This window comes from Cellulomonas sp. NEAU-ZC6 (assembly GCF_056844425.1).
In genome coordinates this window covers 1,594,188-1,615,413 of sequence record NZ_JBXFYH010000001.1, presented here as the reverse complement: position 1 = coordinate 1,615,413, position 21,226 = coordinate 1,594,188, and the positions used below count along the sequence as shown (strand labels likewise).

Annotated in this window: 17 protein-coding genes and 2 tRNA genes; 17 read left to right on the top strand and 2 right to left on the bottom strand. The window is 75.5% G+C overall.

Annotated features, from left to right (window positions below):
- Both AC1050_RS07415 and AC1050_RS07410 read left to right on the top strand, forming a co-directional pair.
- Complete coding sequence (locus AC1050_RS07415; RefSeq protein ID WP_482386708.1) at positions 1-519, top strand: acyltransferase; 519 nt, start codon at positions 1-3, stop codon at positions 517-519.
- Between the two features lie 209 nt (positions 520-728).
- Positions 729-1,961 carry a glycosyltransferase gene (locus AC1050_RS07410; protein ID WP_482386707.1) on the top strand — a complete coding sequence of 411 codons (1,233 nt, stop codon included), beginning with the start codon at positions 729-731 and terminating at the stop codon, positions 1,959-1,961.
- A gap of 27 nt (positions 1,962-1,988) precedes the next feature.
- On the opposite strand, the gene AC1050_RS07405 is transcribed toward AC1050_RS07410, so the two are convergent.
- Complete coding sequence (locus AC1050_RS07405) at positions 1,989-3,407, bottom strand: acyltransferase family protein (protein WP_482386706.1); 1,419 nt, start codon at positions 3,405-3,407, stop codon at positions 1,989-1,991.
- Positions 3,408-3,634: 227 nt separating this feature from the next.
- Between AC1050_RS07405 and mfd the strand changes: the two genes are divergently transcribed.
- From mfd to AC1050_RS07330, 15 genes are all read left to right on the top strand, one after another.
- Positions 3,635-7,270, top strand: a complete 3,636-nt coding sequence (gene mfd, locus AC1050_RS07400) for a transcription-repair coupling factor (RefSeq protein WP_482386705.1) — start codon at positions 3,635-3,637, stop codon at positions 7,268-7,270.
- Between the two features lie 118 nt (positions 7,271-7,388).
- A complete protein-coding gene (locus AC1050_RS07395) occupies positions 7,389-7,937 on the top strand; it encodes a hypothetical protein (protein WP_482386704.1) in 549 nt (182 codons plus the stop codon).
- The gene (gene mazG / locus AC1050_RS07390; protein WP_482386703.1) at positions 7,901-8,632 is read left to right on the top strand and encodes a nucleoside triphosphate pyrophosphohydrolase; all 732 of its coding nucleotides are present in this window, start codon (positions 7,901-7,903) and stop codon (positions 8,630-8,632) included. The genes AC1050_RS07395 and mazG overlap by 37 nt, the downstream gene beginning before the upstream one ends.
- 107 nt (positions 8,633-8,739) lie before the next feature.
- Positions 8,740-10,302 (top strand): Re/Si-specific NAD(P)(+) transhydrogenase subunit alpha, encoded by a 1,563-nt coding sequence (locus tag AC1050_RS07385; protein WP_482386702.1) that lies wholly within the window; start codon positions 8,740-8,742, stop codon positions 10,300-10,302.
- Between the two features lies 1 nt (position 10,303).
- A complete protein-coding gene (gene pntB / locus AC1050_RS07380; RefSeq protein ID WP_482386701.1) occupies positions 10,304-11,686 on the top strand; it encodes a Re/Si-specific NAD(P)(+) transhydrogenase subunit beta in 1,383 nt (460 codons plus the stop codon).
- 100 nt (positions 11,687-11,786) lie between these two features.
- Positions 11,787-13,067, top strand: coding sequence for a phosphopyruvate hydratase (eno, locus tag AC1050_RS07375; protein ID WP_482386700.1), 1,281 nt, complete (start codon positions 11,787-11,789; stop codon positions 13,065-13,067).
- 195 nt (positions 13,068-13,262) lie between these two features.
- Positions 13,263-14,243 carry an FtsB family cell division protein gene (locus tag AC1050_RS07370; protein ID WP_482386699.1) on the top strand — a complete coding sequence of 327 codons (981 nt, stop codon included), beginning with the start codon at positions 13,263-13,265 and terminating at the stop codon, positions 14,241-14,243.
- Between the two features lie 85 nt (positions 14,244-14,328).
- The gene (locus AC1050_RS07365) at positions 14,329-14,856 is read left to right on the top strand and encodes a DUF501 domain-containing protein (protein WP_482387258.1); all 528 of its coding nucleotides are present in this window, start codon (positions 14,329-14,331) and stop codon (positions 14,854-14,856) included.
- 50 nt (positions 14,857-14,906) lie between these two features.
- Positions 14,907-15,875 (top strand): Ppx/GppA phosphatase family protein, encoded by a 969-nt coding sequence (locus tag AC1050_RS07360; RefSeq protein ID WP_482386698.1) that lies wholly within the window; start codon positions 14,907-14,909, stop codon positions 15,873-15,875.
- A 348-nt stretch (positions 15,876-16,223) separates the two neighbouring features.
- A complete protein-coding gene (locus AC1050_RS07355) occupies positions 16,224-16,553 on the top strand; it encodes a PadR family transcriptional regulator (protein WP_482386697.1) in 330 nt (109 codons plus the stop codon).
- Positions 16,550-17,716 (top strand): HAAS signaling domain-containing protein, encoded by a 1,167-nt coding sequence (locus tag AC1050_RS07350; protein ID WP_482386696.1) that lies wholly within the window; start codon positions 16,550-16,552, stop codon positions 17,714-17,716. The genes AC1050_RS07355 and AC1050_RS07350 overlap by 4 nt, the downstream gene beginning before the upstream one ends.
- A gap of 80 nt (positions 17,717-17,796) precedes the next feature.
- A complete protein-coding gene (locus tag AC1050_RS07345; protein WP_482386695.1) occupies positions 17,797-19,311 on the top strand; it encodes an NAD(P)/FAD-dependent oxidoreductase in 1,515 nt (504 codons plus the stop codon).
- A gap of 49 nt (positions 19,312-19,360) precedes the next feature.
- A tRNA-Leu gene (locus AC1050_RS07340) sits at positions 19,361-19,434 on the top strand.
- A gap of 155 nt (positions 19,435-19,589) precedes the next feature.
- Positions 19,590-19,661 (top strand) — tRNA-Gly (locus tag AC1050_RS07335).
- Between the two features lie 100 nt (positions 19,662-19,761).
- The gene (locus AC1050_RS07330; protein ID WP_482386694.1) at positions 19,762-20,418 is read left to right on the top strand and encodes a GAF domain-containing protein; all 657 of its coding nucleotides are present in this window, start codon (positions 19,762-19,764) and stop codon (positions 20,416-20,418) included.
- Between the two features lie 20 nt (positions 20,419-20,438).
- Here the strand turns inward: AC1050_RS07330 and AC1050_RS07325 are convergent, their stop codons facing one another.
- The gene (locus AC1050_RS07325; protein WP_482386693.1) at positions 20,439-21,170 is read right to left on the bottom strand and encodes an ANTAR domain-containing protein; all 732 of its coding nucleotides are present in this window, start codon (positions 21,168-21,170) and stop codon (positions 20,439-20,441) included.
- Positions 21,171-21,226 lie beyond the last annotated feature (56 nt).

Below are 21,226 nucleotides of genomic sequence, written 5' to 3'. Positions count from 1 at the left end.
GTGGGACGACGGGGCGAGCTCCTGTTCAACCGGGCGCTGACGCACGTGCCCAGCAACCGCCTGCGGATCGAGGCGCTCCGGCGGCTGGGCGCCGACCTCGGCGAGCACGTCTACCTGTTCGGCGGCTCCGAGGTGCTCGAGCCCGGCAACCTGCGGATCGCCGGGCGCTGCCACGTCGGCCGGTTCTGCCAGGTCGACGCCCGCGGCGGCATCGACATCGGGTACGACGTCGTGATCGCGAGCCACGTGCTGCTGGTCACCGCGGACCACGACCTGCGCGACCCCGGGTTCGCCGGGCGGCTCGGGCCGATCGCCATCGGCGACCGCGCGTGGCTGGCCAGCCGCTCGACCGTCGTGCGCGGCGTGACGATCGGCGAGGGGGCGGTGGTCGCCGCCGGCGCCGTCGTCACGCAGGACGTGCCGCCGTGGACGATCGTCGGCGGCGTGCCGGCCCGGCCGGTCGGCGAGCGTCCGCGCGAGCAGCACTACCGGATCGACTACGGGCCCGAGCGGTACTGACCGGGCGGTACCGGCCGGTCGGTGCCACCGGAGCCCGGGTGGGACCCGGGCGGCCCGCACCCGGTCGGGTGACGCGGGTTCGGCGCTGAGGGCCGGCCGGCGCGTCCGGGTGGGCAGGCGGGTGACCCGGCTCGACGTCCCGTCGTCCGGTTTGTGAGGATATGTCGACCCTGCCTGTTCCTGCCCCGTCCCGTCACCCGGAGGTACGCGTGCCCGACGCCACGGCCCGCGCCGACATCTCCGTGGTCGTCGTGGCGCAGGGGGACGAGCCCGGCCTGCCCGGGACGCTGCGCACCGTCCTGGTGGCGCTCGACCGCGCGGCGCACGGCACCAGCGAGCACCCCGGGGCGACCTGGCTGCGCGGCGAGCGCCTGCACGGCGAGGTGCTGCTGGTGCTGCGCGACGTCGGCCGGCTGCCCGCCGCGGCGTCGACGGTGCGCACGCAGGACCACCGCGTCCGCGTCCTCGCCGCCCCGGGCGTCTCCCAGGGGCGTGCGCGCAACCTCGCGGTGGCCGCCGCGCGCGGCCGGTACCTGCTGTTCACCGACCCCGAGGTCCGCGTGCCCGCCGACTGGGCGGTCGCGATGACCGCACCGCTGCGCGCGGGCCAGGCGGACCTGGTCGGTGGCGCGGTGCGCCTGGCCGACGCGCTCGAGCGGCCCTGGCTCGGTCCGGAGCTCGCCGCCGCGTACCTCGACGTGGTGCCGGACCCGCCGGAGCCGGGCCGCGCGTTCTCCGGGGTGAGCGCGGGCGCCACCCGCGCGGTGCTCGAGGCCCTCGGCTTCGACGAGGCGCTCGGCACGGCGCGGCTGCCGTACGCCGGGGACGTGGTGTTCCGCCGGGACGTGGTGGGCGCCGGGTTCCGCGAGCACGCGGTGGCCGGGGTGCCCGTGGAGCTCGCGATCGGGCACCGGGCGCTGACCCGGTCGGCGCTGCTCGCCCGCGCCCGCGCGCACGGACGCGGCGCGGCCTACGTGGACCGGCACCTGCGCGACGCCCGCCCGGGCGTCGCGGCCGAGCTGCTGCGGCTGGCCGGGCGCGGGCTGCAGGTCGTCGCGCTCGGTGGCGGCCGCGGCCGCGCAGCCGCCCGGATGCGGGCGCAGGCCGCGTTCGCCTACCACCGGGAGATGCTCGGGCTGCTGCGGGCCCCGTACCGCGAGCGGCCGCGGTCCGCCGCCGGTGACCTCCCCGGGGGCGCGGGCGCTCCGCGGGCCGTCGCGCCCGTCGCCCTCGTGCACCGCACCGACACCACCCCGACCGCGCTGCCGCCGCTGGCGGACGCCTCCGTGGCCGCCGCCGGGGAGCAGGACCTCGCGGGACCGGCCGGCGCGGGCTCCCGCGGGTCCGTCTACCAGTTCTGGGGCCGGGGCGGCTCCCGCGGCGCGCGCACCCGGGCCGCCGCGCCCGTCGCGGACCGGCTGCACGGCAGCACCGCGTCCTGAGGCGTACAGGCGGCGCCGTCAGCCCCGTCAGCCCCGCGGCAGGGACGCGGGCGGCCGCGGCGGCGTCCAGGCCTCGGCGGCAGCCGCAGCGCCCACCGTGCCCACCGTGGCGGGCGCCGTGACCGTGCCGCCGGCGACCCGCTCCGGCGGTGCCCACGCACCGGTGCGGGAGGGCGCGGACGGGGCCTCGAACGTCGCGACGTACGCGGCGACGGCGGCGTCCGCGGGCTGGTACGCCCGGGCCGGCGGTCCCGACGCGCCGGCGGCGGCGAGCGCGGCGGCCTGACCGGCCGGCCGGCTCGCGGCGCGGCCCGGGGCGGGCACCGGGAACGACCAGACGACCGACAGCGGCCGGCTGTGCCGCGGCCGGCGGGACACGACCCGGCCGGAGCCGAGCAGCCGCGGCCCCGGCTGGCCCGCCACGGCGAGGATGCGGGCACGGGCCGGCAGCTCCACCCCGCGCCACAGGGCGAACGCGAGCACCCCGGACACCACCAGCACCAGCGGGACGGTCACCCAGCCGCGCACGGGCGTCGCGAGCAGCGCCTTGATGACCAGCTCGTGCACCAGGTAGAAGGAGAACGACAAAGCGCCGCCGAGCATCACGGCGGGGTGCCGGGCCCAGCGGTTCCGCCCGTCGACGTCGCCCGCGGCGCACCGGGCGGCGAGCGGCGCGAACACCAGGGCCAGCACCGCGGTCAGCGCGGTGGGGTGCACCTCGACCGCCGCGGCGCCCAGGATCGCCGCGGCGAGCACGCCGAGCAGCACCGGTGCCGGGACCCGCGGGCGCCAGCCGTCCTGCACGGCCATCGCGGTCACCATGCCGAGCACGAACTCGGGCAGGCGGCTCGGCGGCAGGTGGAACAGCAGCGGGACCAGTGCCGGCCAGGCCAGGCCCAGCGCCGGCGGGACCAGCAGCGCGCCCACCGCGACGGTGACACGCGTCCCGGCCCGCAGCCGGCGCAGGCCCCACAGCAGCGCGGGGAACGCGGCGTAGAAGGCGATCTCGCAGGACAGGGACCACGCGACGCCGTTCAGGGCGAACACCGCCTGCTCGTCGGGGCTCCACGCCTGCAGCAGGAACGTGCCGAGCAGCACCGTGCCCGCGTCGGTCGGGGTGCGCAGCACGAGCACCGTCACCACGACCGCGACCGCGAGCGCCACCAGGTGGTTGGGGAGGATCCGGGCCAGGCGCCGGGTGTAGAACGCGCCGATCGTGGTGCCCGGCCGGGCCGTCCACGTCAGCACGAAGCCGGACAGCACGAAGAACAGCCCGACGCCGGTGAAGAACGCGCTGGAGCCGCGCAGCACCTGCAGGTTCCACGAGTTGACGTGGTAGAGCATCACCAGGACGGCGCCGGCGGCCCGCAGCCCGTTCAGGCTCCACAGCACCGGGATCCCGGCGTCGCGCGCGGGCGCGGCGGCAGCGGGTACGGGTCGCGTCACGTGGGGCCCCCTGGGCTGGTCGGCGGGCGTCGTCGGCCGGTCATGGTCACGATCGGCCGGGGACCCGGACGAGCGTCCTGGCAAATTAGGACAAAGGGTGCAGATCGTGTCAAGAAGGGTCCCCCGGATGAGCGTGTCGGCGGGCGCTCGTAGAGTGGACCGTCGCACCCCGGATCCGCTCGATCCGGGGTTCTCGTGCTGCCTCGCCCTGTCGGCGGAAGGAACCCATGAACGTCGCCGGACTGCTGCCCGTCCTGACCTCCGACCCCGCGGTCGCGCGCGCCGTCAGCCTGGTCGCCGCCCGCGGCGAGGTCGACGTCGTCGGGCCCGCGGGCATCCGGCCGCCGCTGCTGGCGGCGCTCGCGGGCGAGACGCCCGCGGCCGGCGGCAAGCGCGCCGGGCGCCCCCTGGTCGTGGTCACCGCCACCGGCCGGGACGCCGACGAGACCGCCGCCGCGCTGCGCTGCTACCTGCCCGACGACGACGTCGCGGTGCTGCCGTCCTGGGAGACGCTGCCGCACGAGCGGCTGTCGCCCCGCAGCGACACCGTCGCCCGCCGGCTCGCGGTGTTCCGCCGCCTGGCGCACCCGGACCCCGAGCCGGGCCACGCCGGCCCGGTCCGCGTGCTCGTCATGCCCGTGCGCGCCCTGCTGCAGCCGGTGGTCGCGGGGCTGGGGGAGCTGGCGCCCGTGTCCCTGGACGTCGGCGACCGCGCGGACCTGACCGACGTCGCGGAGCGCCTGGTCGGCGCCGCGTACAGCCGGGTGGACATGGTCGAGCGCCGCGGCGAGTTCGCGGTCCGCGGCGGCATCCTCGACGTGTTCCCGCCCACCGAGGACCACCCGCTGCGCGTCGAGTTCTGGGGCGAGGACGTCGAGGAGATCCGCTGGTTCTCCGTCGCCGACCAGCGCAGCCTCGAGGTCGCCACGCACGGGGTCTGGGCGCCGCCGTGCCGGGAGATCCTGCTGACGGACGCCGTCAAGGAGCGCGCCGCCTCGCTCGTGGAGCGCCTGCCGGGCGCCGTCGACATGCTGGACAAGCTCGCGCAGGGCATCGCCGTCGAGGGCATGGAGTCGCTGGCGCCCGTCCTGGTCGAGCGGATGGTGCCGGTCCTGGACCTGGTGCCGGACGACGCCCTGCTGGTGCTGGCCGACCCGGAGCGGGTCCGCCGCCGGGCGCACGACCTGGTCGCGACCACCGAGGAGTTCCTGCAGGCCGCGTGGACGTCGGCGGCCGCCGGCGCCGCGGTGCCGCTGGACCTGTCCGCCGCGTCGTTCGCCTCGTTCGCGGAGGTGCGGGGGCTGGCCGCCGTGCGTGGGCTCGGCTGGTGGACGCTCAGCCCGTTCACGCTGGACGCCGACGCCGCGCAGGGCGAGACCGCGGCGCCCGACGACCTGGCGCACGCCGACGGCGTCGAGACCCTCGTGGTCGGGGCCCGGGACGTCGAGCGGTACCGCGGCGAGGTGGACCGCGCCGTGACGGACGTGCGGCGGCTGCAGCAGGACGGCTGGCGGCTCGTGCTCGCGACCGAGGGTCACGGGCCGGCGCAGCGCATGACCGAGCAGCTGCGCGCCGCCGAGGTGCCCGCCCGGCTGGTCCCGGCCCTGGACGGCGAGCCCGAGGGCGGCGTCGTGCTGGTGATCCCGGCGCAGGTCGGCCCGGGCTTCGTCGCCGAGGGGCTCAAGCTCGCGGTCTTCTCCGAGACGGACCTGACCGGCCGGCCCGGGTCGTCGACCCGCGACATGCGCAAGATGCCGAGCCGGCGGCGCAACGTGGTCGACCCGCTGCAGCTGCGCCCCGGCGACTTCGTGGTGCACGAGCAGCACGGCGTCGGCCGGTTCGTCGAGCTGATCTCGCGGACCATCGGGTCGGGCGCCGCCGCGGCCACCCGCGAGTACATGGTGATCGAGTACGCGTCCTCCAAGCGGGGCCAGCCGGGCGACCGGCTGTTCGTGCCGACCGACCAGCTCGACCAGGTGACCAAGTACGTCGGCGGCGAGGCGCCCAGCCTCAACAAGATGGGCGGCTCCGACTGGGCCAAGACCAAGGGCCGGGCCCGCAAGGCGGTCAAGGAGATCGCCGGCGAGCTGATCCGGCTCTACAGCGCGCGGATGGCGACGTCCGGGCACGCGTTCTCCCCGGACACCCCGTGGCAGCGCGAGCTCGAGGACGCGTTCGCGTACGTCGAGACCCCGGACCAGCTGGCCACGATCGACGAGGTCAAGCAGGACATGGAGAAGCCGGTCCCGATGGACCGGCTGGTGTGCGGCGACGTCGGCTACGGCAAGACCGAGATCGCGGTGCGCGCCGCGTTCAAGGCCGTGCAGGACGGCAAGCAGGTCGCCGTGCTCGTGCCCACCACGCTGCTGGTCCAGCAGCACCTGGACACCTTCACCGAGCGGTACGCGGGCTTCCCCGTGACCGTCAAGGCCCTGTCCCGGTTCAACACCAAGGCGGAGTCCGACGCGGTGGTCGACGGGCTGAAGGACGGCAGCGTCGACGTCGTCATCGGCACCCACCGGCTGATCACCGGCGAGGTCCGGTTCAAGGACCTGGGCCTGGTGATCATCGACGAGGAGCAGCGGTTCGGCGTCGAGCACAAGGAGACGCTCAAGGCGCTGCGCACCAACGTCGACGTGCTCGCGATGTCGGCGACCCCGATCCCGCGCACCCTGGAGATGGCGGTCACCGGCATCCGCGAGATGTCCACGCTCGCCACCCCGCCGGAGGAGCGGCACCCCGTGCTGACCTTCGTCGGCGCGTGGGAGGAGAAGCAGATCTCCGCGGCCATCCGCCGCGAGCTGCTCCGCGAGGGCCAGGTGTTCTACGTGCACAACAAGGTCGAGTCCATCGAGCGCACCGCGGCCCGGCTCAACGAGCTGGTGCCCGAGGCCCGGATCGCCGTCGCCCACGGCAAGATGAACGAGCACCAGCTGGAGCAGGTGATCGTCGACTTCTGGGAGAAGCGGTTCGACGTGCTGGTCTGCACGACCATCGTCGAGACCGGCCTGGACATCTCCAACGCGAACACCCTCATCCTGGAGCGCGCCGACCGGCTCGGCCTGTCCCAGCTGCACCAGCTGCGCGGCCGCGTCGGCCGCGGCCGCGAGCGGGCGTACGCGTACTTCCTGTACCCGCCGGAGAAGCCGCTGACCGAGACCGCGCACGACCGGCTGCAGACCATCGCCGCGCACACCGACCTCGGCGCGGGCATGGCCGTCGCGATGAAGGACCTCGAGATCCGCGGCGCCGGCAACATGCTCGGCGGGGAGCAGTCGGGGCACATCGAGGGCGTCGGGTTCGACCTGTACATCCGGATGGTGGGGGAGGCCGTGGCGTCCTACCGCGGCGACCAGCCCGAGGAGCTGCCCGACGTCACGGTCGAGCTGCCCGTCGACGCGCACATCCCGCACGACTACATCGCGCACGAGCGGCTGCGCCTGGAGGCGTACCGCAAGCTCGCGGCCGCGGCGGACGAGGCGACGCTCGCCGAGATCTCCGCCGAGCTGGTGGACCGGTACGGCGCGATCCCGGAGCCGGTGACCAACCTGTTCGCCGTCGCGCGGTTCCGGCTGCACGCCCGTGCGGCCGGGCTGACCGACGTCACCGCGCAGGGCAAGTTCGTCCGGTTCGCGCCGGTCGAGCTGCCCGAGTCGGCGCAGCTGCGGCTCAAGCGGCTGTACCCGGGCTCGGTGCTCAAGCCGGCGCTGCGCACGGTGCTGGTGCCGTTCCCGACGACCGCCCGGATCGGCGGCAAGCCGTTGCACGGCGAGGCGATCCTGTCCTGGTGCCGCGAGCTGATCGACGCCGTGGTGCTGGGCGACGTGTCGGCGGCGGCGGGGGTGGGCACGGCGGCGCGCTGAGCCCGCCCCGCCCGCGGGGTCCGGGGTCCTGCGCGGGTCCTGCCTCCCCGGCGGGGCGCGGCGCCTACGATGGCCCGGTCGGGCGAGGGTGACCAGCAGAAGGCCAGGTGAGCGCACGGTGGCACGGACGTCGATCCGGCGGGTGGTACCCGTCCTCGGAGCACTGGTGGCGGCGGGCGCGCTCGCCGGGTGCAGCGGTGGCCAGCCGGGAGCCGCGGCGGTGGTGGGCGACCGGGCCGTCGCGACGTCCGACGTCGAGACCGCGACGCGCGAGCTCGCCACGGTCTACGGCGAGGGCGCCCCGTCCAGCACCGTGGTGCTCGTCTCGCTGGTCCAGTCGCCGTTCGTCGAGGCGGCCGCCGCCGACGCGGGCGCCGCCGTGTCCGAGCAGCAGGCCCGGGACGGCCTCGCCGCCGACGCCGAGGCGGCCGGCGTGCCCGCGGACGGCTTCTCCGCCGCCGCGGTGGACGTGGTCCGCACCTCGCTCGCCGTGCAGGCGCTCGCGGCGAGCCCGGACGCCGCGCAGGCCCAGACGGCGATCGCCGAGGACCTCGCGGCGCAGGACCTGCGGCTGAACCCGCGGTTCGGCTCCGTGGACGCGCAGGGGGCGATCGTGCCGACCGACTACCCGTGGCTCGTCGCCCCGGCCGCCGCCCCCGCGCCGTGACCGACCTTCCGGCGCAGACCGACCCGCTGGCGCAGGCCGATCCGCTGCGCCGCCTCGTCGCGGTGATGGACCGGCTCCGGTCGCCCGGCGGCTGCCCGTGGGACGCCGAGCAGACGCACGCCACCCTCGTGCCGTACGTGCTGGAGGAGGCCTACGAGGTCGCCGAGGCCGTCGAGAGCGGGGACCGCGACCACCTGCGCGAGGAGCTCGGCGACCTGCTGCTGCAGGTGGTGTTCCACGCGCGCGTCGCGCAGGAGGACCCCGACCACCCGTTCGACCTGGACGACGTCGCGGACACCCTGGTCGCCAAGCTGGTCCGTCGGCACCCGCACGTGTTCGCGGACGTCGACGGCGTCACCGACGCGGACGCCGTGAACCGGCAGTGGGACCGGATCAAGGGCGAGGAGAAGCAGCGGGAGTCCGTGCTGGACGGGGTGCCGCTCGCGCTCGGCGCGCTGACCCGGGCGCAGAAGGTCGCGTCGCGCGCGGCACGTGCGGGTCTCGACGTCGCGGTCTCGGCGCCCGGGGGCAGCGACCTCGGCGCCCGGCTGCTGGCGCTGGTGCTCCAGGCCCGGGCCGCGGGCCAGGACGCCGAGGGCGAGCTCCGGCGCGCCACCGCGGCGTGGGAGGCGCGGCTGCGCGCCGCCGAGTCCGACGGGGCCGCTGACCAGCAGGCCGGGCGGCACGGGTCCTAGGTCCGGGACAGCGCGGGCCCCGCGGGCGCAGGATGGTCCCGGCCGCGCACCCGACCCGCGGCCGGGCGTGCGCGCAGCGCGTCCCCCTGCGCACCGAGGAGGGGTCGATGCGGATCGGCGTCCCGAAGGAGACCCGGCCCGGCGAGCGCCTGGTCGCCGCGACACCCACCACCGTCGCCCAGCTCGCCGCGCTCGGCTACGAGGTGGTCGTGCAGCGCGGTGCGGGGGCGGCCGCGAGCTTCCCGGACGCCGCGTACGCCGAGGCGGGCGCCGCGCTCGGCGAGGCCGGCGAGGTCTGGGCGAGCGACGTCGTCACGACGGTGAACGCCCCGGCGGACGCCGACGTCGCCGCGCTGACCCCGGGCGCCACGCTGGTCGCGATGCTCGCGCCGGCCGCCGCGCCGGAGCGGGTCGCGGCCCTGGCGGAGCGCGGGGTGACGGCGCTCGCGCTGGACGCCGTGCCGCGCATCTCCCGCGCGCAGGCCCTCGACGTGCTCAGCACCATGTCCAACGTCGCCGGCTACCGCGCCGTCATCGAGGCGGCCGAGGAGTTCGGCGGCATGTTCACCGGCCAGGTGACCGCCGCCGGCAAGACCCCGCCCGCGCACGTGTTCGTGATCGGCGCCGGGGTCGCGGGCCTGGCGGCGATCGGCGCGGCGGCCAGCCTCGGTGCGCAGGTGCGCGCCTACGACGTGCGCCCCGAGGTCGGCGAGCAGATCGAGTCGATGGGCGCCGTCTTCGTGCAGGCCCGCGCGGCGCAGCAGGAGGTGAGCGCCGACGGCTACGCGAGCGAGCTCACCGCCGAGCAGGAGCGCCTGACGGCGCAGATGTACGCCGCCGAGACCGCCCAGGCCGACATCGTCGTGACCACCGCGCTCGTCCGCGGCCGGGCGCCCCGCACCATCAGCGCGGAGATGGTCGCCGGGATGCGGCCGGGCAGCGTCGTCGTCGACCTCGCCGCGTCCGGCGGCGGCAACTGCGAGCTCACCGTCCCGGGGCAGAAGGTGGTCACCGACAACGGCGTCACGATCATCGGGTACACCGACCTGACCAGCCGGATGGCGCGGCACACGTCGCAGCTGTTCGGCACCAACGTGGTCAACCTGATGAAGCTGCTCACGCCGGGCCGGGACGGGGCGCTGGTCCTCGACCTGGACGACCCGGTGCAGCGCGGCATGACGGTGACCCGCGCGGGGGAGGTGCTGTGGCCGCCGCCGCCCGTCGCGGTGTCCTCCGCGGCCCCCGCACCGGAGGCCGCCCCGGCACCCGAGGTGGACCCGGCCGAGCGCGCGCGGGCCGCGCGCGAGGCGGCGCGCCGGAAGGGGCAGCGGCAGCTCGTCGGCCTCGCGCTGGGCGCCGTGCTGCTGGCGCTGGCCATCACGTTCTCGCCGGCCGCGTTCCTCGGGCACATCACCGTGTTCGTGCTCGCGGTGTTCGTCGGCTACTACGTGATCTCGAACGTGAGCCACTCGCTGCACACCCCGCTGATGGCCCAGACCAACGCCATCTCCGGGATCATCCTGGTCGGCGCGCTGCTGCAGATCGGCTCCGACAGCTGGGTGGTCACGACGCTGGCGGTCGTCGCGGCCGCCGTCGCCAGCATCAACATCTTCGGTGGCTTCCTCGTCGCCTTCCGCATGATCGGGATGTTCCGGAAGGAGGAGGCCTGAGATGCTCACCTCCCTCGTGCAGGCCGTGTACCTCGTCGCGGCCGTCCTGTTCGTCCTGAGCCTGGCCGGGCTGTCCAAGCAGGAGACCGCCCGCCGCGGCAGCGCCCTCGGCATGGCCGGCATGGCGCTCGCGCTGGTCGCGACCGTCGTGCTCGCGCTGCAGGAGAGCGAGCGGGACCCGCTGGTCACGCTGCTGCTCATCGCGCTCGTGCTCGTCGTCGGCATCACCGTCGGCACCTGGCGGGCCCGCAGCGTCGAGATGACGCAGATGCCCGAGATGATCGCGATGCTGCACAGCTTCGTGGGCGTCGCGGCCGTGCTGGTCGGGTTCAACTCGTACCTCACCGACTCCCGCGCCGACGCGGTGCACCAGGTCGAGGTGTTCCTCGGCGTGCTCATCGGCGCCGTCACCGCCACCGGGTCGGTCGTCGCCTACCTCAAGCTGTCCGCCCGGATCCGGTCGGCGCCCCTGACCCTGCCGGGCCGGAACTGGCTCAACCTCGGCGCGCTCGTCGCGTCCGCGGGGCTGATGGGCTGGTTCCTCGCGGCGCCGTCGGTCGTCCCGCTGGTGCTGATGACCGGCGTCGCGCTGGCGCTGGGCTGGCACCTGGTGGCCGCGATCGGCGGCGGGGACATGCCGGTCGTGGTGTCGATGCTCAACTCGTACTCCGGCTGGGCCGCCGCCGCCGCGGGCTTCATGCTCGGCAACGACCTGCTGATCGTCACCGGCGCCCTCGTCGGGTCCTCCGGCGCGATCCTGTCCTACATCATGTGCCGGGCCATGAACCGGTCGTTCGTCTCGGTGATCCTCGGGGGCTTCGGCACCGAGGGCGGCACGGTCGCCGCCGCGGCGGTCGCGGGGGAGCACCGCGAGGTGGACGCCGCCGAGGTCGCGGAGCTGCTGAACACGGCCGGCAGCGTCGTCATCACCCCGGGCTACGGCATGGCGGTCGCCAAGGCGCAGTACCCGGTCGCGGACCTGGTCGCCCGGCTGCGGGCGTCGGGGGTCGACGTGCGGTTCGGCGTGCACCCGGTCGCCGGGCGCCTGCCGGGCCACATGAACGTGCTGCTGGCCGAGGCCAAGGTGCCGTACGACATCGTCCTGGAGATGGACGAGGTGAACGACGATCTGCCCGGCACCGACGTCGTGCTGGTGATCGGCGCCAACGACACGGTCAACCCGGCCGCGCTCGACGACCCCGGCTCGCCGATCGCCGGGATGCCGGTGCTCGAGGTCTGGAAGGCCAAGCAGGTGGTCGTCTTCAAGCGGTCGATGGCGACCGGCTACGCCGGCGTGCAGAACCCGCTGTTCTTCCGCGAGAACACCGCGATGCTGTTCGGCGACGCGAAGGACCAGGTCGAGCGGATCGTCGCCGCGCTCTGAGCGCTGTTCACCGTCCGGTCGCCGAAGGTCCCACCGACCCACGCGCCCGACGGCACTAGGCTGAGGTCGCATACCCACCCGAACCGTCGAAGGAGCACGCATGGCCAGCATCGAGGCCGTCGGCGCCCGCGAGATCCTTGACTCGCGCGGCAACCCCACTGTCGAGGTCGAGGTCGCCCTCGACGACGGCACGATCGCCCGCGCGGGTGTGCCCTCGGGTGCCTCCACCGGCGCGTTCGAGGCCGTCGAGCGCCGGGACGGCGACAAGTCCCGCTACCTGGGCAAGGGCGTCGAGGACGCGGTCAACGCCGTCATCGACGAGATCGCCCCGGAGCTCATCGGCTTCGAGGCCTCCGAGCAGCGCCTGGTCGACCAGGCCCTCATCGAGCTGGACGGCACCCCGAACAAGGGCAAGCTCGGCGCCAACGCGATCCTCGGCGTCTCGCTGGCCGTCGCGAAGGCCGCGGCCGACTCGGCCGACCTGCCGCTGTTCCGCTACATCGGCGGCCCGAACGCGCACGTCCTGCCGGTCCCGATGATGAACATCCTCAACGGCGGCTCGCACGCGGACTCCAACGTCGACATCCAGGAGTTCATGGTCGCCCCCATCGGCGCCACGACCTTCCGCGAGGCGCTGCGCACCGGTGCCGAGGTCTACCACTCCCTCAAGTCCGTGCTGAAGAGCCGCGGCCTGTCGACCGGTCTCGGCGACGAGGGCGGCTTCGCGCCGAACCTCGAGTCGAACCGCGCCGCGCTGGACCTGATCCTCGTCGCGATCGAGCAGGCCGGCTTCGTGCCCGGCAAGGACGTCGCGCTCGCGCTCGACGTCGCCGCCACCGAGTTCTTCAAGGACGGCGCCTACCAGTGGGAGGGCAAGTCCCTCGCGCCGGCCGAGATGGTCGCGTTCTACGAGCAGCTCGTCACGGACTACCCGCTGGTGTCCATCGAGGACCCGCTGTCCGAGGACGAGTGGGGCACCTGGTCCGAGCTCGTCACCAAGGTCGGCGACAAGGTGCAGATCGTCGGCGACGACCTGTTCGTCACCAACCCGGAGCGCCTGGCCAAGGGCATCGAGCTCAAGGCCGCCAACTCCCTGCTGGTCAAGCTGAACCAGATCGGCACCCTGACCGAGACGCTGGACGCCGTCACGCTGGCCCAGCGCAACGGCTTCACCACGATGACCTCGCACCGCTCCGGCGAGACCGAGGACGTCACCATCGCCGACCTGTCCGTCGCGACCAACGCCGGCCAGATCAAGACCGGTGCGCCGGCCCGTGGCGAGCGCATCAACAAGTACAACCAGCTGCTGCGCATCGAGGAGGAGCTGGACGACGCCGGTCGCTACGCCGGCGCCTCGGCGTTCCCGCGCTGGAAGGCCTGAGCAGCCCCGGCAGCAGCCGGACCGCTCCACCGGAGGCCGGTGACCCCACGGGTCGCCGGCCTCCGGCGCGCCCGGGGCCGGCACCTGGTGCGGCCTGGTGCACCCGGCGCGTCGGTGTGCGGATCGTGTGTGGGCGCTGACACGCGCCGACGGGCCTGCCGAGCCCGGCGGCCGCGGCGGGGCACAATCGGTGCCATGCCCGCCCCTCGTCGTCCCGCCGCGCCCCGGTCCGGTGCCGCGCCCGACGACGACGCGGCCCGGGAGGCACGGGAGCAGGCGGCACGCGCTCGGCCCGCGCAGCGCAGCCCTGCCCGGCGCGACGCGGCCCAGCGCACCCCGGCGCCGCGCCGCACGGGTGCGCCGCGCACCGCCGCCGTCCCCAGGTCGCCCGCGCCCGGCGCGGCCCGCCCGGCGGGCACCGGCGTCGGCACCCCCGCCACGCCCGGCGGCCCGGCGACCCCGCGCACCGGCGCACCGCCCGCGGCCGTCCCGCGCCCGGCGTCGCCGCGACCCGCGGCGTCCCGCGCCCGGTCGGGCCCGTCGGGTGCCCCGCGTGCCTCCGGCACGCGGCCCAGCAGCTCGCGGCCCGGCGAGAGCCGGTCGGGCGGCGACCGCCGGCACGGCCGCGCCGAGACGGTGCAGCAGCGGCTGCCGCGGCTGTTCACCGTGCGGGCCCTGGTGATGTTCGTCGTGCTGTCGATCGCGTTCGTCCTGGTGTTCCCCACGCTGCGGCAGTACCTCGACCAGCAGGTGGCGCTCGAGCAGCTGCGCGCCGAGGTCGCCCAGGCGGAGCAGGAGAACGAGGACCTGCAGGCCGAGCTCGACCGGTGGTCCGACCCCGCGTACGTCGAGGCCCAGGCCCGCGAGCGGCTGGCGTTCGTCATGCCGGGGGAGCGGGCGCTGCGCGTCGCGGACCCCGAGGTCGTCCCGCCGGCGGCCCCCGCCGACGACGCCGCGACCACCCCCACGCCCGTCGAGCCCGACGACCCCACCCGGCCCTGGTACGCCCAGATCTGGGACTCCGTGCAGGTCGCGGGCGTCGCGGGTACCGGGTCGACCGACCCGTCCACGGGCACCGGCTCGACGGGGGAGAATGGCACCGTGCCGGACGACGGCACCGACGGGTCCGGCCCCGCAGGCGAGCAGCCCCCGACGGAGCCGACGACGGCGCCCTGAGCGCGCCGAGCCCGCACGCGAGCCGATCCTGCGAGGGACCACCGTGACCGACCTGCCCACCAGCCCGGCGACGCCGACCCCCGCGCTGCCCGACCCCGCCGACGTCCCGCGCGCCCGGCACGACGCCCCCGAGGTCACCGAGGCCGACCGCGCCGTGCTGCGCGAGCAGCTCGGCCGGCCCGCGCGGGGCGTCGTCGGCGTGGCGGCCCGGTGCGTCTGCGGCCGCCCGCTGGTCGTGCGCACGGCGCCGCGGCTCGACGACGGCACGCCGTTCCCGACCACGTACTACCTGACCTGCCCGCCGGCCGTCAGCGCGGTCAGCACGCTCGAGGCCACCGGGCTGATGAAGGAGCTCACCGCCCGCGTGCAGGCCGAGCCCGACCTCGCCGCCGCCTACCAGCGGGCGCACGAGGCGTACCTGGCCGACCGGGCCGAGCTGGGCGAGGTGCCGGAGATCGCCGGCATCTCCGCCGGCGGGATGCCCACCCGCGTCAAGTGCCTGCACGTCGTCGTCGGGCACGCGCTCGCCGCCGGCCCCGGCGTGAACCCGGTGGGCGACGACGTCCTGCTGCGGCTGCGCGACGCCTGGCGCCCCGACCGCTGCACCTGCTGAGCCCCGCGGCCCGGCGCGCGGTGCCGCCGGGGGATGGGAAGATGGTCCGCGTGACGCGTGTGGCTGCCATCGACTGCGGGACCAACTCGATCCGGCTCCTGGTGGCCGACGTCGACCCGGCCGCAGGGACCCTGACCGACCTCGACCGGCGCATGGAGGTCGTCCGGCTCGGCCAGGGCGTCGACCGCACCGGCCGGATCGCCCCCGAGGCGATGGCCCGCACCCTGGACGCCACCCGCCGGTACGCGCAGGTCTGCCGCGACCTCGGCGTCGAGGCCGTCCGGTTCGTCGCGACCAGCGCGTCCCGGGACGCCGAGAACCGCGACGAGTTCGTGGCCGGCGTCCGTGAGGCCCTGGGCGTCGAGCCCGAGGTCATCGGCGGCGTCGAGGAGGCCGCGCTGTCGTTCCGCGGCGCCACCGGCGTGCTCGGCGCGACGCACCCCGGTCCGTTCCTGGTCGTCGACCTGGGCGGCGGCTCCACCGAGGTCGTGCTCGGCGAGCAGGCGCCCGAGGCCGCGTACTCGATGGACGTCGGCTGCGTCCGGATCACCGAGCGGCACCTGCTGGCCGACCCGCCGACCGCCGACCAGGTCGCGGCCGCCGAGGCCGACGTCACCGCCGCGCTCGACGTCGCCGCGACCCACGTCCCGCTCGGCCGCACCGCCACGCTGGTCGGGCTGGCCGGCTCGGTCACCACGATCACCGCGCACGCCCTGCAGCTCCCGGCGTACGACCGGGACGCCATCGACGGCGCCGTGCTGGACGCGGACACGGTCCTCGCCGCGTGCGACGACCTGCTGGCCCGCGACCACGACGCGCGCAGCGCGCTCGGCTTCATGCACCCCGGCCGCGTCGACGTCATCGGCGCCGGCGCGCTGGTGTGGCGGGCGGTCGTCCGCCGGGTCCGTGCCGAGGTCGAGGCCGCCGGCGGCACCCTGGACCAGGTCGTCACCTCCGAGCACGACATCCTCGACGGCATAGCCTGGAGCGTCGCCGAGCGCACCGCCGCCACGGCCTGACCCACCCCTGCGCCGCCCGCTCACGGAGACGGGGCCCAGGCGTCGAGATAGGGCGTCCGCGTCGAGATAGGGCCCTTGCGCGTCCTACCTCGACGCGGAGGCCCTATCTCGCCGGGGTGATCACCCCGGCGCGGACGGCCCCGGCGTCGGCCGACACGCGGCCGGTAGCGAGTTCCGCCCGGTACTACGCAATCTGTACTACCGTGTGCTCTGCGGGAGCCGAGGAGGGTCGGCTCCCGCGCCAGCAGCGGGGCCGCGGCCGACAGGGGGCCGGCCGCGGACCCCGCTCGACACCGCACCGCACCGCACGACGCCCGCGCACAGCGGCCACAGGCAGGAGAGCCCCGGGTGGACACGACCCAGCTGCTCAAGGGAGTCCTCGACGTCGCGGTGCTCGCGGTCGTCGCGGACGAGGACGGGTACGGCTACGACGTCGTCCGGCGGCTGCGCGCCGCGGGCCTGACGGAAGTCGGTGACGCGTCCGTGTACGGCACGCTGCGCCGGCTGTACTCCCAGGGCGCCCTGACGTCCTACGTGGTGCCCAGCGACGAGGGCCCGCACCGCAAGTACTACGGGATCAACGCGCAGGGGCGGGCCATGCTCGCCGCCCAGCGCACGGACTGGCGCGAGTTCGCGGGCACGATGACCCGCCTGCTGGGCGCGGAGGGGGCGGCATGAGCGGCACCGCAGCGCAGGACGGCACGCTGCCGGCCACGGTCGGCGAGTACGCCGCGTCCGTGCGCGGGCACCTGGCGGACCTGCCGGCCGAGCAGGTGGACGACCTGACCGACGGCCTGGAGGCGGACCTCGCCGACGCGCTCGCGGACACGACGGCCGACCCCGACGGCGCCGCGCCGGACCTCGTGCGGCGGTTCGGGCCGCCGGCCGAGTACGCGCTCGAGCTGCGCTCGGCCGCCGGGCTGCCGGAGCCGGGCCCGGCGTCCCCGCCCCTGGGCCCGACCGGTGCGCGCCGCCTGGTCGACGCGGTCCGCCGCGGTGCGCGGGCCGTCGGCGCGGCCCTGGACCGGCAGCCGTGGTGGCCCGCCGTCCGCGACTTCCTGGTCGCGCTGCGCCCCGCGTGGTGGCTGCTGCGCGCGTGGTCGCTCTACCAGGTGCTCATGACCGTGTCCGGGACCCGCTCCGGCTGGGTCCCGTACGACCTGCAGACGGTGCTGGTCTTCGCGGCGCTCGCCGTCGTCAGCGTCCAGTGGGGACGGGGCTCCTGGCTGCCGCGTCGCCTGACCTGGCTGCCGGCGGCCGTGGGTGTGGTCGCCGTCGTGCTGCTGCCCGCCGCGGTCGCGGAGGCGCGGTACGGCGGGAACGGAGGCGCCGGCGGCAGCGGCTACGCGGAGGCCTACGTCTACCCGGACGTCCCGCAGCAGGACGGCGTGTGGGTGGACGGCATGCAGGTGAGCAACCTGTTCGTCTACGACCGCGCGGGCAACCCGCTGTCCGACGTCCAGGTCTACGACGACCGCGGCCGCGCGGTGCAGACGGTCGTCGACGACGGCTGGGGCGCGTACGAGCTGCCCGGCGTGAGCGGCCCGTGGGGCTTCGTGCCGGCGACGGACGAGGACGACCGCCGGCGCTGGAACGTGTACCCCCTGCTCGGCGCCCCGTACGAGGAGTTCGACTGGGACAACCCGGAGGGGCTGCAGCGGCCCGAGCAGCTGCTGACGTCCGACCCGCGGGTGCCGCCGCCGCCGTTCGCCAAGGCGCCGGCCGTCGTGCAGCGGGACGCGGAGCAGGCGGCGCCCGAGGGCAGCGGCCCGGGTCAGGACGAAAGCCCTGCTCCGGCGGGATCGCCGGTGCCCTCGCCCGAACCGACCGCCGCTCCTTGAGCCGTCTTCCAGGACTTTGTGCCCAGAATCACGTGGCGCCGGGTCGCCACCACTAATTCGTGGGACGTAAAATTGGCAGCATGTCTGAGTCCACCGTCACGACCCACGCGCAGCACCCCGAGGTCAAGGCCCGCAAGGTCCCGCGCATCGTCATCCTCGGCGGCGGGTCCGTGGGGCTGTACTCGGCCCGCCGGCTCCGCCGTCGCCTGGGCAACCGCGAGGCGGCGATCGTCGTCGTCGACCCGCGCCCGTACATGACCTACGCCCCGTTCCTGCCCGAGGCCGCCGCCGGCTCGATCGACGCGCGCTACGTCGTCGCGCCGCACCGCCGCGCGCTCAAGGGCATCGACTCGCTGCAGGGCAAGGTCTCCGAGATCCAGCACGCCGAGCGCAAGGTCCAGATCACGCCCGAGGAGGGCGACCCGTACTGGATCACCTACGACCACCTGATCGTGGGCCTCGGCTCCGTCGCCCGCACGCTGCCCATCCCGGGCCTGGCGGAGCAGGCGATCGGCTTCAAGAACGTCGAGGAGGCCATCGCCGTCCGCAACCACGTCCTGGGCCGGATCGACCGCGCGTCGTCCACCTGGGACCCGGAGCTGCGCCGCCGGATGCTGACCTTCACCTTCGTCGGTGGCGGGTTCGCCGGCGTCGAGGCGATCGCCGAGGTCGAGGACATGGCCCGCGACGCGGTCAAGCACTACCCGTCGCTCGACGCGTCCGACCTGCGGTTCGTCCTGGTCGAGGGCTCGCGCCGGATCCTGCCCGAGGTCTCCGAGGAGCTCGGCGGCTACACCCTGGAGCAGCTGCGCAAGCGCGGCATCGAGGTGTACCTGTCCACGTTCCTCAACTCCTGCGTCGACGGCCACGTCGTGCTGTCGGACAAGACCGAGTTCGACTCCGAGACCATCGTCTGGACCGCGGGCGTCAAGGCGAACCCGGTGCTGCAGAACTCCGACCTGCCGCTGGACAAGATGGGCCGCGTCATCACGCTCGCGACCCTGCAGATCGCCGACGCCGAGGGCAACGTCGTCCCGGACGCCTACGCCGCCGGTGACTGCGCCGCCGTGCCGGACCTGTACAACCCGGGCAGCTTCTGCCCGCCGAACGCCCAGCACGCGATCCGCGAGGCCACGCACCTCGCCGACAACCTCGCGCGGGTGCTGCGCAGCGCCGAGCCGACCGAGTACAAGCACAAGAACATCGGCGCCGTGGCGTCGCTCGGCATGTACAAGGGCGTCGCGCAGTTCCTGGGCAAGATCAAGGTCCGCGGCTTCCTGGCCTGGGTCCTGCACCGGTCGTACCACGTCATGGCGATGCCGACGCTGAACCGCAAGCTCGCGATCATGTCCGGCTGGACCGCGAACCTGCTGTGGCGACGGGAGACCGTGGCGCTCGGCTCGATCCACGACCCGCGCGCGGAGTTCCGCGCCGCCTCCGTGCCGCCGAAGCCGAAGCCCGAGGCAGCTCCCGCCGCCCCGGCCGCGACCGAGGACCACTCCCCGGTGCCGAGCTCCGAGGCCAAGCCCGCCGGCGGCGGCAAGGCCGACGACACGTCGGCGGCCGACAGCGCGTCGGCGAAGGCCAAGGCCTGAGCCACCCCGCACCACCACCGGCGTGCACGGTGGCAGGATGTGGGCGCCGGCCCCCGTAGCCCAACCGGCAGAGGCAGCCGGCTTAAACCCGGCGCAGTGCGGGTTCGAGTCCCGCCGGGGGCACCGAGGTCCGGGTCCCGGGCCGCGCGACGCCCACGCCACCACCCCGACGTGAGCGGCACCACAGCCCCCGGGCGGCCCGTGGTTTCCGCCCCTGCGCGCACGGAGGGTAGAGTCGTGCCTCGCTCCGGACGGTCGCAGGACCGGCCCGAGGCAGTGCGGACGTGGCTCAGTGGTAGAGCATCACCTTGCCAAGGTGAGGGTCGCGGGTTCGAATCCCGTCGTCCGCTCCGGATCCGGCACCACCGGCACACCCCGGGATGCGACCGGGTGTGCGACGGTAGGGGGATACGGCCCCGCGCCGTCCTCTGAGCCCTTGGGGGCTTGCGCATGACCACCTACCTGCAGCGTCATGCGGACTCCGCGGCGCTGGGCATGGGCACCGGTGCCCACGCCAGCATCACCTTCCGGCACTTCGGCGCGACCGTGCGCGCCGCGAGCAGCAGCGCGCGCGCCGCCCGGTGCGACGACGACGAGCAGGAGACGCAGGACGGTCCCTGCGTCGCGGCGATGCGGGCGATGCACCCGGTCGTGCTGCCGGACCTGCTCCGGGAGGCGGCCCGCTGGCCCTCCTGGCGGGACCGGGCCACCGCGGAGCGGTTCGCGTCGTTCGTCGCGGTCCCGGCCGTGGTGGGGGAGCGCAGCGAGATCGCGGTCAACGTGTACGCGGTGCTGCCGCGCCAGTGGGACGCCGACGACCTCACGACCGCCGCGGTGCTCGCCGAGGGGGTGGCGGAGGACGTGCGCGGCCGGCTCGGCCTGGCGGACCGGGAGTCGCGCAGCGGTGAGCCCGAGGACAGCGACGTCGTCCGCCGGGCGCACGCGGTGGGCGTGCTCATGGAGGCCCGCGGCCTCGAGAGCCTGGCGGCGGAGTCGCTGCTGCGCCACCTCGCCGCGCGCACCGGCGTCAGCGTGGCCCAGATCGGCGACTGGCTGGTCGCCGCGGTCGTGCTCCCCGGACCCGGCGGCAGCAGCCGCTGGTCCTGATCACGCCGGGCCGGCGGGGCTCAGAGCCAGGCCGGCCGGTCACCCGCGGCGACGTGGTCCAGCAGCTCCCGGGCGACGTCGGTGAGCGGCGCACCGGTGCGGCGCGCGTGCCGCTGCAGCGCGGCGTACGCCTCGTCCTCCTCGGCGTCGAGCAGGAAGCGCGCGGCCCCCGTGGCCTGCGACACCAGCGCCCGGTGCGCGCCGGTGGCGGCGACCGCGCGGGCGACGGCGTCCAGGTCCGGGCTCGCGCCCGCGTGCACGATCGTGATCGCGGCGACGTCCGCGAACGCGCGGGCGGTGGTGCGCTCGTCCGCGGTCAGCGGGTGCGGTGTGCCGAGGAACAGGTTCAGCGCACCGAACGGGTGCCCGCGCCAGCGCATCGGCAGCGCGTGCGCGGCGTGGTAGCCGGAGCGCAGCAGCGCGGGCTCGAGCCGCGGCCAGCGGGCACCCATGGCGCGGTCGCCGGCGACCGACACGTCCTCGTCCGCGGTGACCGCGTCCAGGCAGGGCCCGTGGCCGACCTGGAGCTGGAAGAGCTCGAGGGTGGCCGCGGTGTGCGACGACGCGGCGAGCAGGTCGAACCGCTCGGGGGCGGTGGCGTGCAGGTCCTCGGACACGACGATCCCGACGTCCCCTCCGAGGACGTCTGCGCAGGACTCGACGAGGGCGGACAGGACGCTCACGGCGTCCTGCTCGGCGGCCAGGGCGGACAGCGTCCTGGTGAGCGCCGACAGGGGCGACGATCGGCTCACGGGGACCTCCGGGGGGTGCGCGGGGTGGTGCTGGCGGGTGTTCGGGTGCCGGCGGA

Bases quoted from the DNA above. Each gene is read 5' to 3' on its own strand.
- AC1050_RS07330 (WP_482386694.1), top strand. From the start codon at position 19,762: ATGACCACCTACCTGCAGCGTCATGCGGACTCCGCGGCGCTGGGCATG.
- mfd (WP_482386705.1), top strand. From the start codon at position 3,635: ATGAACGTCGCCGGACTGCTGCCCGTCCTGACCTCCGACCCCGCGGTC.
- pntB (WP_482386701.1), top strand. From the start codon at position 10,304: ATGCTCACCTCCCTCGTGCAGGCCGTGTACCTCGTCGCGGCCGTCCTG.
- AC1050_RS07345 (WP_482386695.1), top strand. From the start codon at position 17,797: ATGTCTGAGTCCACCGTCACGACCCACGCGCAGCACCCCGAGGTCAAG.
- AC1050_RS07385 (WP_482386702.1), top strand. From the start codon at position 8,740: ATGCGGATCGGCGTCCCGAAGGAGACCCGGCCCGGCGAGCGCCTGGTC.
- AC1050_RS07370 (WP_482386699.1), top strand. From the start codon at position 13,263: ATGCCCGCCCCTCGTCGTCCCGCCGCGCCCCGGTCCGGTGCCGCGCCC.
- AC1050_RS07350 (WP_482386696.1), top strand. From the start codon at position 16,550: ATGAGCGGCACCGCAGCGCAGGACGGCACGCTGCCGGCCACGGTCGGC.
- eno (WP_482386700.1), top strand. From the start codon at position 11,787: ATGGCCAGCATCGAGGCCGTCGGCGCCCGCGAGATCCTTGACTCGCGC.